Raw genomic sequence first — 13,353 nt, forward strand, 5'->3', positions numbered from 1 at the left:
TTATGAAAACAAAGAAAAATGATTTTACACCAGATCCTAATTTAGCAATTGAAATTCATGGATTTACAAAAAAATTTAAAAAATTTGTTGCTGTTGATAATATTGATATGAAAATTGCAAAAGGGAAAATTCATGGTTTCATTGGTCCTAATGGTAGTGGTAAAACAACAACAATTAAATCGTTAGTTGGAGCAATTATTCCAACCGTTGGTAATTTTAGTATTGATGGTTTGAAAGCTAATTCACCCGCTGCAAAAAAAATTATTGTATATATTCCAGAAAATGCTCGTTTTCCAAAGCATTTAAATGTTTATCAGTACTTAGTTGAAATGAGTTATTTACGTGATATTCCTTTTAAAGATGCAAAAGTAAAGGTAAAGAAAATTTTAGAAAATTTAAATTTATGAAAATTCCGCAGTAAAAATCCGAATACTTTTTCATCAGGAATGAAGAAAAAAGTCTTATTAGCGCAAGCGTTAATTGCTGATCCAAAAGTATTAATTTTAGATGAACCTGCTGCTAATTTAGATCCAACAGCACGTCAAGAATTATTTAATGATTTAATTTATGTTAAAAACCAAGGTAAAACAATTTTAATCTGTTCACACATTTTAACAGAATTACAAGATCTTGCCCATGAAATTACCATTTTAAATTATGGAAAAGTTGTTTTTTCCGGAGCAGTTATTAATTCTAATCAAAATTATTATCAGTTTACAGTAATGGAACAACCAATGTTAAATGATTTTTAAGCAGTAATTAAAAAATTAGATATTCCAATTATTGAAAAATTAGAGGATTCTTTAATTTTACATTTAGAAAAAGATAGTGAGCAAATCAAACAAATTGCCCATCATACTTTTGAAAAAAAAGTAATTTTAATTACAATTAAACCATTTGTAACAAACATTACAGAAATTTATGATCTTGTTGTTTTTTCAGTTAATAAAAACTTTGGGAAAGCAAGTGCGTTAACTAATTAAAGATATCTTTAAAAAACCTTAATAAATTAATTTTTTTGAGCTATAATTTAAGAAGGATTATAAATATAGTTTTACAAATTACTTTACTTAGTAAGGTTTTTTTGCTTTTTAAATAGGGGGGATTAAGTTGTCGGAAGTTTTAACGGTTCGTGAGAAAAAATTACGGTTTGAACAGCCATGAAAAACAATTGCATACTTTTGTATTCCAACCGTTTTTTTAATGATCGTCCAAGGATTATATAATATTATTGACAAAAAATTAGCTTTAGCATTTGTTGCGCCTGATGCAATTTATGATCGGTTTTATATTGATGCTTATAATCAAATAACAGGAAGTGCTGTTTCAATTGTGCCATTAGCTGATATGCGGTCATATATTAATGTAGCAACACAATATGCTTCACAAACGTATAATTTACAATGATCATTTAGTATTATGATTGGAATGGGTTGTGCAATGAATTTTTCAATTGCCTATGGACAGCGCGACATTCCGAGAATGCGTCGGATTGCTGGAAATGGTTTTTCAACAACGGTGCTTTTTTCGATTATCATCGCGTTTGCAATTTTTTGTATTGTGTATCCCGGGTGAAATGCTGTTTTCATCACTTCGCAAATGGGGAAAAATTATAATCCAATTACTGAACGTTTATGTTGAGAATATTCTTTCCCAATGTTAGCAGCAGCGCCAATGATGTTTTTGAGTTATTATTTTATGTCATTGCTTCGTAGTGAAGGACGAATGAAATGAGTAACAATAATGATTTTAAGTTCAATTATTATTAATTCTGTTGCAGCAATTTTCTTTATGAAAGTTTGTCATTTGGGAATGTCTGGGGCAATGTTGGGGACAGTTTTTTCGTGAACAGTGCAAGTAATATGAGGATTAATTATTGTTTTTAAAACAAAAAATAGTTATTCAAAATTTTATTGAAGTGATTTATTTCACATTGAAGGGACAAATGTTGCTGATTTTAGTAAAGCGGGATTACCAAATTTTATTAACAATGCCGCTTTAGTTGTTACGTCATATGTTGCAACATCTCTAGTTGGTCAGTTACCAAATCAAGTCATTCATAATGGCGTCCCGGTTTTACAAGATCTTTATTCTTCCATTGTGCCATGAATGACATTAGTTTTATCTGCCGGAATTGGGGTCACCCAAGGAGCACGGAGTATTATTGCCTATAATTTTGTGGCGAAGAAAAACGCCCGGATTTGAGAAGTTTTAAAACGAGTTAGTTTATTAATCATTATTTGATTTAGTTTAATGTTAATTGTTTTCATTATGTTTGGAAAAGATATGATGATTTTGTTTGCTTTCTCACTAGAGTATGCGGCTCAATATCGTTGATGAATTGTTTTAAACTTTATGACATATCCATTTTGTTCATTAACTTACATTGCGTTAACATTATTCCAAGGAATTAATCGTTCAATTTTAGCAACTTTTACAAGTAGTTTACGTTCAATTGTTGTAATTTTACCTTTAATTGGAATTGGATATGGCGTTAGTCAAGCAACGGGTAATCCAATTTTCTATTATGTTTTTATCGGTTTAAATGATTTAATTTCTGCAGCAATTATTATTCCAATTTTAGTTTATTATTGAAAAAAATATCATACTAAATTGGTTGATGAACCAGATCCATATTTTAATGAATATCAAGAAGATTTACAATTAAAAAAAGGCTTAAAGTTAAGTCATAAAAAAAATAAGAATTAGGTAATTTCCTAATTCTTATTTTTTTGTTGTTTCATCATTAGTTTTCTCAACAAGGAGCACTCATTTATCCTTTGAAGAAAAACTATAACAATTCTGATGATAATTATTAATAACAAAATTATTTAACGGTGTTATTGCCATTAGATATTTTTGATCAAGAATTTCACTATTACATTTTTTACAAGTTAAATTATTAACCATATAGGTAATTGTTGTTTGCTGCATAGTTTGAAGATTCTTAATTTTACCTTTACTAATTTTTGTGGCAATTTGGCTTAAATCATTTCCTTTTGCTTTTGTGACATATTCGCTTAAATATAAATTAATTGGTCGAAACCCTAATTTGCGATAAACATTATATCCTTCTGGTGTGGCAATTAAACCAACTAAATCATAATCTTGATTATAAACACGGTTAATTAAATGATTCATCATTAGTTTTGCCAATCCTTGGCGGCGAAAATTTTGATGTGTTGAAATATCATCAATAATTGCGATGTCTTTTTCAAAATAAATATTTCCAGTTGCTGCGGGAAGATCATTTTTATATAATAAATCAATTTCAGCAACGTCTTTATCCTTGTTTAGTTTTAATAATGTTTTATAAAAGGCATAATCTCAACTTTTTGGTCCCATAGCACTTTCTAAAATTTTACTAAAATCAGTTAATCGTTTGTTATCATTAACTCGTCGAAACTTAATACTTTTATCAGTTTTTGTTTTATATTTTTTTCATTTGGTTAAATCAAGGACCATTCCCACTAAAATTTCATTTTGAACAAAACCTAATGATTCAAAAAAAGCTTGTTCTTTTTCATCAATTTTTTCACCAATGGTATATCATAAAAAATCTAAATCATTGTCAACATAGTCTTTTACTAACTCTTTAACACGTTCAGCATCTTCTTGGTAATCTAGTTGGGTACTAATAGCAATAGTATAAGTTTTATCAACATCATTGCTAATATCAGTCATATATATTTCGTTTTCAGTATCAATTAGTTCATTTCGGATTCGTTTATCTTGGAAAGGGTTAGTCATATAACGAACAAAATTTTGTGCTAATTTTGTTGCTTCATATTCCCCTTTAATCCGAAACATTCGTTTAATTTTCGGGTTCTGTCGATACTTTCTTCGTTTCATCTTTTCATCCACCTTAAATTACATATATTATATCGTGTTTTTATCAAACTTGCATTAAATTATTAGTTTTCATTAAAATTAATAGTACTTAGAGAATTAAAGATCATAACTAGCCTTATTTATTATAATTTAAATAAACTAGAAAATATTTTTGATGCGGGAAAGAATAAAATTAGAATGGAACTAAATATTAAGGATATAATAATATCAAAAAATAATGCAATCAATAATTAATAATACTAATTTCATTTAAATATTATAAGGACAAAAAACATTAATATTATGGGATTCTTTAGTAACCATAGTAATTTTAGAGAAACTTGTTACAAATAAGGAGGTAAATTAATTGATATAATACAGAGATAAGTACCGATGAAGTTATATTAGTGAAGCAGATGTATCGTTTTTTGATACTGCTTTTTGAAGAACACCTAATTTAATATGCAATAGTAAAGATGATAATGTTATATGTAAGAAATATTTACATTCTATGCATAAACTTTGAACTATAAAAAATGATGAAATTGAATTAATTCACGCTACTAGTAAAGGTGATCATAAAATAAAAGTAATTTTACAAGAAACAGTTTTAGATAAAAACTTTTCTGATTATTTAGTTAAGGTTATTAATGAGGCACATTTAATTGCGCAGGAGATAAAATTCGAAGGCAAATATGGTGAAGTTTCTCAAGGAGCAATAGAAGCAACCGTTGCCTTGTTAGTTCAAAAATGATCATATAACACAAATATAACAATTAAAAAAATGTCTGCAGATTTATTATTTGCCTTTGCTTGTCGACATAAATTTAAAAATGGCAATAAAAGAACGGCATTAGTATCTTGTGTATTATTTTTAAAATTTTGTGTATTATTTTTTAGAAATACAAACTATGATGAAACAGGATATATGGGTTATTGAGAACCATTTATGGAAAGGATAGTTGAAACTTGTTCAAATAATACATTTACTGAAGAAGAATCATTAGAATGTATAAAGATCGTAATTGACAGAAATGTAACTATATCACATACTAGATATAATTAAAAAAGATAGGAAATATGTTATGAAAAAAAATAATAGGCAAATAGATTATAAAGTAATGGAATCTAAATTTAATGAATGAAAAGAAGATATAAAAGCTAATCCAGTTTTAATGGTAATAATAAAAATTAAGTTAAGAAATATTAAAAAATAAATATGTAAGGTACCATACACATTTAAGAATTTAGCATAATACCGCGTAAAAGCGGTTTTTTACGTTTAAGAAGGAGAAATGTGGTATGGAAAAAATTAACAGTATTATTAAACAAATAGAACAAGTAAAACAAATATGTGGTGATGATTTTAAAAAATGACCTAACAAAATGGCACATGAGACATTAAAAATGGTTTATGAAGAATTAAAAGAGGCAATTGATAATGGCAAAATATTGTAAAAAATGTCAATGTCCAGTAAATACGATTGATAGCGATTTATGTTTATTTTGTAAGGGAGGATACTAATAATGGCAAAAACAGTTATACAAATAAGCCAAGAGCAACAAATATATTTACAAGAAAGTTTAAGCAATAAAACATATAAAGATGTTTGTGATGAATTTATTGAATTATGTAAAAAATTAAGTTTAGATGATTATGAAAAAGGTAAATCAATGATGGAACATTTTAATAATTTTATCAATGCACAAATAGTAGGAAAACAAGAACTTTTAACTTGTCAACATTTTATTAATGCAAAAGGTAAAATTAGTGAATTACCTTGAAATAAAGAAATTCAAAATGAGAATATAAAATAATGACAATAAAAGAATTTAATTATAAATATAAAAATGGATATATAGTTAAAAAATTACCTAACTCAGAGAAATATTTATTCCTATATGTTATAGGCAATGACGATTGAGATTGAATTGCATGAATTACTGAAGATTATTTTAATTCTACAGGACATTTAATTGAACCTGAAGTAGTTAAAGACTTTATATCAATTAAATTAAAAGGAGAAAAAAATAAATTACAAACAATTATTGAATTATAAATTTACTAAAATAAAAAAGCTAGGAAAAAATTATGAAGAAACTATGAAAAAAAATAAAACAACTAAAAGAAATTAAAAAAATACATCAATATGCTGTTAAGTGAGCAGCAGATATTCCACATATTAAATTTAAAAAAAGTGCAACATAACTGTTGAAAAATTAATTATTTTTAATTAGAAAGGGGTTAGCTACAATGGAAAACATAAAAATTTGTGAATCTGGTTGCCATGATCGAAGTAGGAATTTTGCTAAAGACTTTGATTTTATAAAAGAGTTTAGCACTAATTCTGAAACTAAAGAAATTTATAAACCTTACAAGCAAAAAGATAAAAATAAAAATATATCTAATTATCGAATTCATAAAAGTTCTATGCAAAAATATAATAATTGTGGCCAAAAAATAATTAGTTACATTGTTAAAACTCCTGAGCGTTGAATTATTGTTCCTGGTTCTTTTGTTCATAAGGATAAATTTAAAGATGATTTTTTAATAGTTGGAATTGTTCCACAATTTATTTATTATACTCGAACAAATAGAGAAGCTGCACATAGAATTCCAAGTATTAAGAAAAAAGGATTTAATATTTTTGTTGATTTAATTGAATTAGAACAATATGATCATAAAACACAAATTGAGGCTAATAATCAATTAACAAAAATATGAAATAACAATCAAGAATGAATTAATAAGCGTATCGAAAATAATGAAAGAATAAAAAAACTTGCTGAAGTGCAAGAAAAACAATTAGCAAACCAACCTGTAACCTACCGTGGTGCAGAATATAAAATTAATGATAACCCTGACAGTAATAATGATCCTCCAACCATTGTTTTTGATAATGACGACAATATTTTATGAGATTAATGATAGGAGAGGGAATTTAATAGAAACATACGTATATGTGTAAATTATAACACAATAGACTATTTTTGCGTAAATTGTTATTTTTGCTTTGGCAAAATATTCTGATATTCTTGTTCATATAAAATATACAAAAGAAATCACAGAAAGGTACACATAAAAGTCACGAATATTGATATGGAGGTTTTTATGAAACAACAAAGTTATTTTCCTATTTTCTCAGTTGGGATAGATCCAGCTGGAATTGGAACTACTGGTATTTTTATTAAGACAATTGGAACACGATTCCCCCACTATAAATATGTCCAAGTAAGGTGCAGTAATCCAACGGATTCAGCAAATGAAATTTTAACTATTATCAATAATTTTAAAAATAAACATCATGATTTATCTTTAAATGTGGTAGTAGTTGAGAATTTGCACATAGGTCCTGAAAAAATGCGTGAGGTGCGTGCAACCCGTGAGTTAATTGGAATTTTAAGATATGAATTGCAAAATAAAATGCAATTACATTACCCAGCTGATAAAAAAAAGGAAATGATTAAAAAAGAACTTAAAGAACGAACTATTAAAAATGAGCATTCAATTCATGCAAAAGCAATTTTAGAGGCACATTTTAGGGAAAAAGAATTTGGGGATATAAATGTGAAAAATACAATTGGGAGGTAATTGATTATGGCACAAAGAAAAATTGATAATAAGATGTTGCTATCAGTATTTGATGGCATTGTTGCAGTTTATAAAAAAGATTTATTAAAAGAAAAAATTAATGTTGTTGAAGTTGATGTGATGAGTATGCAAATTCGTTGAGGTTCCAGTTATGGCTGAATTAAAGAAACTATTTCAAAAAATATAACTCAGTTAAAGAAATTTGAAGTTAATGATGTAATTCACATTAAAGGCTCTTTAACTAATATTTTTAGTCGATATTATAAAAATAATTTGTTAGTTATTAATAATTTAATTGAAATTGATAAAGTAGGTAGGTTGGATCGTGCATATCATAAAAAATAAGTAAACCTTGACAAATTAAGAAAAATAGTGCATCTATATGTACCAGGGGGAATTATTATGGCCAATATAATTAAAAAATTAAAATTAGATGATAAAGGTAATCCAATTTTAAATGATAAAAAAGAATTTGAAATTGAAGAAGTTGATTTATACTCTTTAATGGCAGATGAAATAAAAAAACAAGTTAATGAACAAGGTGAAAAATTAGCAGAAGAAAAAGCTAAAGAAATACTCACTAAACAATTAGAAGATCAAACTACTAAAACGAAAACTGAAAAAGAAGATCGTCTTGCAGTTCTTGAAAAACAATTTGCAGAAATTCAACAAGGAATTAAAGGAAATCAAGGTGTAGGAGTTACTCAAGAAAATAAACAGTCTGATAACTTAAATGTTAATAATAATCAAGAATCAAATTCTTCAATGGGAATTGATTTACAATCATTCAAAATAGTGGGAGGTAGTGAATAATGGCAATTACATTAAATAATATTCAAACTTATTTTAAGGATAATTTTAAATTAAGTAATTTATATGGAAGATCTAAATATGCTGTTTTATTCCCTAATGAGTTGCAACAAGATGGTGGGGGATGAAAAGCCGAAGTTTACTTACCAATTATAAATGAATCAATAACACAAAAATATTGAGATCCTAATTTAGGTTTTACGGAAACTTATGTTACAGAAGACTTTAAAAAAGTACAATTAGATCAAAATTTTACTGTTTATAATCGAATTGCTAATCAAGATAAATTGGCATCAAATTGACCAGCTAATAAATTAACAATTACTGATTCACAAAAAGCTAAAATTTTAGATAAATATATTATTAAAGTTTTATGCACAAACGTAGCAAATAAAATTACAAGTCCAATTAAAATTACAAAAGATAATTTTGTAACTGAATTAAAACGTTTACAAGCATTTGTTTTAGAAAATGATATTCATTTAGAAGATTGTATTATTTTTATTGATCCTGAAGTCGTAAGTGCAATGATTAATGCTAAAATTCAATATTCAAAAGCAACAATTGAAGGAACTTTGGCAACAATTACTTCCGCATTAGGATTTAATTTTGTTGAGGCTCCAATTAAACAGTATGGTCATTTAATGGTACCAATTGCACCACAAGCAATGGCATAAGTTCTTGCTGTTGATGTGCCACTACAAGCGGGACAGTATACTCAAGGAAGATATTTGGGTCAGTTATTTATTGCCAATAATGAATTTTATCATGGTGAAGTTGTTCAAAATAAATTTTGATTTTCATATCCAGACCCCGATTATGTGCCACCATCATCAACAAGAGTAACAAGAAGTATTGAAAATGTTGAACAATTAGAAAATGCAAAAAGATTAGCCTTAGATTTAGTTCTTGAAGCTTATGATGGTGTCCCTTACACTAAAGAACGTAGTGAATATGTTAAAAAAATTAATGATGCAAATAAATTAGATGATGTATATAAAACTAAAGAAGAAGCATTTAAGTTTTTAGACACTAAAAATGCCTCGTAAGATTTTAGATCAAAACTTAATAACGTATAAAAAACGGATTGTTTATCAAACGCCTCAAAAAGCAAAATAATTTTGAGAACTATTATTAGCGATGATTGGTCTACAAGTATTAGCAACGGTTTTAGGGTTTTTAACTGCTGGAATTGGGGCAGGAATAATTGAGGGTTTAGGTGCATCTCAGTTGTTTATTACAACAGGAAAAGTTTTTATTAGTGGGGTTACGAATTTTTTAGTAATGGAAACAAATGATGTTATCAATAACAATGTGAGTTTAAAAAATACGTTATTAAATTTGGCTTTTTCATTTAATGATTTTGGTAAATTAGGACGAGGTTTAAAAGCTCAAAAAATTATTAAAATTGCTAATGAACAAGGAATTTTCAAGCAATTGAGGATTAGTGCTAAAGTTAAAAACTTTATGCAAATTAGAAATAAAGTTGCTTTATCCGAAATTATTACTAAAAATAAAGTTGTAATTCGTTTTAATAAAACTGTAACAGATGAACAATTACTGCAAACAATCGCTAGCATTGCTGATGCTGAATTACGAAAACAGTTAAAAAATCTTTCTGCTGATTCAATTCGCGATTTATTGGCACTTCAAAAAACGATTTATAAATTAAATCCTAGCTTAATTCCAAAATATACTAATTTAGATCTTAAAAAATATGATAGTTATTTACAAAAGTCGGCTTTAATTTTGTCGAAAACTCTTGATGAAATAAAAAAAATCATCAATATGACAATTTGAAAACTAATTTTGTGTAAGATTATGATTTTGCTTTAAATTTTTTAAACGTTAAAATATAATACCGTTGATTGTTGGTTTGGTGTTAAACCTTTGTGTTGGTATTTTCATTTTCAGAGCTTTAAATAATTTTGAATATTAGTGAAACCCAAACCATGATAATGAATTAAGGCTTCTTTAAGACTGGATTGTAATTTACTAATCTTATTTAACTTTTGATAACTAGTATCAGGGTTTGTACTAGTTTTGGTGGAATATAGAGTAGAATTTGTTTGTTTTGCTACTAATAAATATAGTGGTTGCATATCAGAAATAATTATTGATTTTTCTTTAATTAGTTGCTTATTCATATTTTCAATAATCCATTGTTTTTGTAATCTTTTGGTATTGGTGGATTGAACAAAAATATTATTATTGCTATCAACTGCCATTTGAATACAGCATTTGGTATCAGTTGAAAATGGATCGAGATGAGTTTTTCGTTTATCAAATTTATCTTTAAAATTGCCTTTATGAATTTCTTTAATAAATGTTTCATCCATTTGGATTTGACCATTTAATTTTTTAAATTTTAACTGTGTATTTTCTAATTGTTTTGATTGCATTAATTTTTGTCGATTATATCAAGCGGTTTTTGGGGTTGTTTTAATAAAACGAGAAATTATTTTACTAGATTGTCCTAACAATGAAATTTGAATTAATAAATTTCACTGTTCATAATTTAAATGACTTCAATAAGTAAAATGATGACGAAATGCATCAAAACTAGCACGACATTTTTTACATAAATATTTTTGTTTTCCTTCGGAATTATGACCATTTTTAACACAATGAAAAGATTTGCAATTAGGACATATAATGCCTTTATCTCTAAATTTTTGATCAATTTCATTTAAACGTTTTTGTTTTTTAATTAAGTCTGCTTGTTGTTTTATTTTTTCATAAAATTCTAAAAATTGATCATCTGTTAAGCTATTTATTAATTCTGTAATTATTTTTTTCATCATTTATTTACCTCTATATATTAAAAATATACCTAATTTTAGGTATATTTTATAAATATCAAGAGTTTTCGACAAAATTAAAGCAATACTTTTTATAAATAATAAATACTAAACTTAATGTATTTTGTTGCTAATTTAACCCTTAAAACGTGTCATAAGATTTATTTTTCAAGATAAAATTTTAAAATAATTTATAATTTTGCTTGTATATATATATAATTTTATAAGTTAATAAACATTAGAGAGGGTGGTTAATTAAAATGAAAAGATTATTAAGTATTTTATGTATAGTTAGTTTAAATGCAAGCGAATCAAACATTGTAATTGCTTGCGATGGAGGAAATATAAAACAAAAAATTAATTTAAATACAATAAATAAATTAACTGTAAATATTATTTATGAAAAAAATAAAAAACTATCTGATTTAAATACAAAAATTATTAATGCACAAGAATTTATAAATAAACCTTTAAATGAAGGTTATACTATTAATTATTATTCTAGTGAAGATTTAAGTAATAAAAATGATATTTCTGATTTTCCTCAAAGTGAAAACACTGCTATTTATGTTGTTATAATTGCTTATAAAAATGATAAAAATTGAGAAGGACAAACTTCAAGATTAAAAGTAGTAATGAAATAAAAAATATATGAAAAGATTATTAAGTATTATTGGAGCAATATCATTATTAGTAGGAACCAATACAACCAGTTTAGTTGCTTGTAATAACATAGTAGAATACACACCCGATGAATTAGCAAAATTAAAAGCAGAAAACAAAATTAAAACAAACAACCAAGAAATTAGAGACAATTTAGAATGAATAGCACCACAAGAAAAACCATTTAATAACGTTGATAATAAATATTATTATGTTGTTTGGCGTGGTGATAAAAATGATAATTGAAGAATTGTTAATTTTAAAAATAACCAACAAGATAAATTAAAAAATAAAGATAAATATGATAAATATAAACTTGCACTAGTCCAAGATTTAGACTGGCATAGTATATTTGATTTAACTATTCAAAAAGGTAATTTAACATGAATATTTTGACATAATGATAATCAACATTTTAAATATGTTTATCGTTGAAATGGTGATGAAAAAAAATTACCCAATCTAGTTGTTTATAATGATGATAATGTAAAAGTTAAGGGAGAATAGAAAAAGAGATTATTAATAGACTGCACCCCAAAAAGTAAGTAAAATAAAAAAAGATTTTACTAAACTTTTATAGGAGGTGCATTTTTATATGGCAAGAAAAGGACAAAAATATAACAAATATACATCAGAATTTAGAACAAAAATTATTGAGGAAATTAAACAATCCTAAAGTACCTAAAATTTCTTTTGGCAAAAGAGATTTAGAATATTATAAAACAAGGTATGAATTGCTAAAAAAGCTCCATGACTTTTACAATTAAGCAAACTAAAAATCGTCTCTTTTATTAAACAAAATTGTCGTGAATATTCAATAAAATTATTATTAGAAGTAACGGGACTAAAGCATAGTTATTGAGATAAATATAAAAATTATGACAGTAGCAAAAAAGATAAAAAATCAATAAATGATATTGTAAAAGTCTATGAAGAAAATTTAAAACAATTTGGATATCGAAGAATTACTAAATACTTAAGGGAAGATTATGATATAAAATATAATTCAAAAAAAGTTTTAAGGATTATGCGCGATAATCAAATACAGCCCGAATATGTAAGAAAAATGAGAAAAAAAATAAAATATCAACAGAATAAAGAAAAAAGTTTATTGCAATATCCTGATTTAATTAATCGCAAATTCAATGATATAAAAACAAGATTATCAGTGCTATATACTGATGTAACATATTTAATTTGAAAAGGAGAAAGATATTATCAATCAACAATTATTGATGGATATACTAAAGAAATAGTTGATGTAAGGTGGTCTAAATATAATGACAATAAATTAGTAATAGATAATTTAAATGGTGCAATTAATAAAATAAAATTAATAAAAAAAGATCTGAGTGGAATAATAATTCACTCAGATCACGGATATCAACACACATCCACTGTTTATCGTGATAAATGTATATTTAACGGTATTATAATCTCAATGGGGAAAAATTACCATTGTGCAGATAATATTGTTATAGAAAGTTTTCACTCACTACTTAAGAAAGCTACAATACATAACAAAACATATAATTCGCATGAAGAATATATACAAGATGTTATAAAATGAAATACATGATATTCAAACCGCAAAGAAAAGGATATAATTAAAAGATATTAAGTACTTTTTATTAGTACTTACTAAAATGGGTGCAG

General features: G+C 25.9%; 18 protein-coding genes and 1 pseudogene. 17 read left to right on the plus strand and 2 right to left on the minus strand.

Annotated elements, in window-relative coordinates; genetic code table 4:
• Nucleotides 1-2: 2 nt before the first annotated feature.
• Together ACOBME_RS08220 and ACOBME_RS08225 are read left to right on the plus strand one after the other, a co-directional pair.
• Nucleotides 3-752 (plus strand): ABC transporter ATP-binding protein, encoded by a 750-nt coding sequence (locus ACOBME_RS08220; RefSeq protein WP_338965574.1) that lies wholly within the window; start codon nt 3-5, stop codon nt 750-752.
• Between the two features lie 358 nt (nt 753-1,110).
• The gene (locus tag ACOBME_RS08225) at nt 1,111-2,709 is read left to right on the plus strand and encodes an MATE family efflux transporter (protein WP_338965575.1); all 1,599 of its coding nucleotides are present in this window, start codon (nt 1,111-1,113) and stop codon (nt 2,707-2,709) included.
• Between the two features lie 15 nt (nt 2,710-2,724).
• Here ACOBME_RS08225 and ACOBME_RS08230 read toward each other — a convergent pair whose 3' ends face one another.
• Nucleotides 2,725-3,852, minus strand: coding sequence for a GNAT family N-acetyltransferase (locus ACOBME_RS08230; protein ID WP_338965576.1), 1,128 nt, complete (start codon nt 3,850-3,852; stop codon nt 2,725-2,727).
• 490 nt (nt 3,853-4,342) lie between these two features.
• Between ACOBME_RS08230 and ACOBME_RS08235 the strand changes: the two genes are divergently transcribed.
• From ACOBME_RS08235 to ACOBME_RS08285, 11 genes are all read left to right on the plus strand, one after another.
• Nucleotides 4,343-4,897: a type II toxin-antitoxin system death-on-curing family toxin gene (locus ACOBME_RS08235; RefSeq protein ID WP_338965577.1), complete on the plus strand. Its 555-nt coding sequence runs from the start codon at nt 4,343-4,345 to the stop codon at nt 4,895-4,897.
• Between the two features lie 236 nt (nt 4,898-5,133).
• Nucleotides 5,134-5,289, plus strand: a complete 156-nt coding sequence (locus ACOBME_RS08240; RefSeq protein ID WP_157944260.1) for a hypothetical protein — start codon at nt 5,134-5,136, stop codon at nt 5,287-5,289.
• A gap of 69 nt (nt 5,290-5,358) precedes the next feature.
• On the plus strand, nt 5,359-5,649 hold the full coding sequence (locus tag ACOBME_RS08245) for a hypothetical protein (RefSeq protein ID WP_338965580.1): 291 nt from the start codon (nt 5,359-5,361) through the stop codon (nt 5,647-5,649).
• The gene (locus ACOBME_RS08250) at nt 5,649-5,891 is read left to right on the plus strand and encodes a hypothetical protein (protein ID WP_338965581.1); all 243 of its coding nucleotides are present in this window, start codon (nt 5,649-5,651) and stop codon (nt 5,889-5,891) included. Before ACOBME_RS08245 ends, ACOBME_RS08250 begins: the two co-directional genes overlap by 1 nt.
• A gap of 194 nt (nt 5,892-6,085) precedes the next feature.
• On the plus strand, nt 6,086-6,757 hold the full coding sequence (locus ACOBME_RS08255) for a hypothetical protein (RefSeq protein WP_338965582.1): 672 nt from the start codon (nt 6,086-6,088) through the stop codon (nt 6,755-6,757).
• A 186-nt stretch (nt 6,758-6,943) separates the two neighbouring features.
• Nucleotides 6,944-7,423 carry a hypothetical protein gene (locus ACOBME_RS08260; RefSeq protein ID WP_419334918.1) on the plus strand — a complete coding sequence of 160 codons (480 nt, stop codon included), beginning with the start codon at nt 6,944-6,946 and terminating at the stop codon, nt 7,421-7,423.
• A gap of 6 nt (nt 7,424-7,429) precedes the next feature.
• On the plus strand, nt 7,430-7,768 hold the full coding sequence (locus tag ACOBME_RS08265) for a hypothetical protein (protein WP_338965584.1): 339 nt from the start codon (nt 7,430-7,432) through the stop codon (nt 7,766-7,768).
• A 57-nt stretch (nt 7,769-7,825) separates the two neighbouring features.
• Complete coding sequence (locus ACOBME_RS08270) at nt 7,826-8,236, plus strand: hypothetical protein (RefSeq protein ID WP_338965585.1); 411 nt, start codon at nt 7,826-7,828, stop codon at nt 8,234-8,236.
• Nucleotides 8,236-8,910, plus strand: coding sequence for a hypothetical protein (locus ACOBME_RS08275; RefSeq protein ID WP_419334920.1), 675 nt, complete (start codon nt 8,236-8,238; stop codon nt 8,908-8,910). Before ACOBME_RS08270 ends, ACOBME_RS08275 begins: the two co-directional genes overlap by 1 nt.
• Nucleotides 8,911-8,925: 15 nt before the next feature.
• Nucleotides 8,926-9,282 (plus strand): hypothetical protein, encoded by a 357-nt coding sequence (locus ACOBME_RS08280; RefSeq protein WP_419334922.1) that lies wholly within the window; start codon nt 8,926-8,928, stop codon nt 9,280-9,282.
• Between the two features lie 91 nt (nt 9,283-9,373).
• Nucleotides 9,374-10,069, plus strand: a complete 696-nt coding sequence (locus ACOBME_RS08285) for a hypothetical protein (protein ID WP_419334924.1) — start codon at nt 9,374-9,376, stop codon at nt 10,067-10,069.
• Between the two features lie 5 nt (nt 10,070-10,074).
• Here ACOBME_RS08285 and ACOBME_RS08290 read toward each other — a convergent pair whose 3' ends face one another.
• On the minus strand, nt 10,075-11,037 hold the full coding sequence (locus ACOBME_RS08290; RefSeq protein ID WP_338963247.1) for an IS1/IS1595 family N-terminal zinc-binding domain-containing protein: 963 nt from the start codon (nt 11,035-11,037) through the stop codon (nt 10,075-10,077).
• Nucleotides 11,038-11,294: 257 nt separating this feature from the next.
• On the opposite strand from ACOBME_RS08290, the gene ACOBME_RS08295 reads away from it, so the two are divergent.
• From ACOBME_RS08295 to ACOBME_RS08310, 4 genes and pseudogenes are all read left to right on the plus strand, one after another.
• Nucleotides 11,295-11,678: a hypothetical protein gene (locus tag ACOBME_RS08295; RefSeq protein ID WP_419334926.1), complete on the plus strand. Its 384-nt coding sequence runs from the start codon at nt 11,295-11,297 to the stop codon at nt 11,676-11,678.
• Nucleotides 11,679-11,685: 7 nt separating this feature from the next.
• Nucleotides 11,686-12,204 carry a lipoprotein gene (locus ACOBME_RS08300; protein WP_419334928.1) on the plus strand — a complete coding sequence of 173 codons (519 nt, stop codon included), beginning with the start codon at nt 11,686-11,688 and terminating at the stop codon, nt 12,202-12,204.
• Between the two features lie 400 nt (nt 12,205-12,604).
• Nucleotides 12,605-12,751, plus strand: a pseudogene (locus ACOBME_RS08305) (transposase); the annotation flags it as partial.
• 12 nt (nt 12,752-12,763) lie between these two features.
• Nucleotides 12,764-13,318 (plus strand): DDE-type integrase/transposase/recombinase, encoded by a 555-nt coding sequence (locus ACOBME_RS08310; RefSeq protein WP_338965605.1) that lies wholly within the window; start codon nt 12,764-12,766, stop codon nt 13,316-13,318.
• Nucleotides 13,319-13,353: the final 35 nt, after the last annotated feature.

The sequence above is a fragment of the Spiroplasma endosymbiont of Sarcophaga variegata genome (assembly GCF_965178695.1).
In the GTDB taxonomy this organism is placed as follows: domain Bacteria; phylum Bacillota_I; class Bacilli_A; order Mycoplasmatales; family Mycoplasmataceae; genus Spiroplasma; species Spiroplasma poulsonii.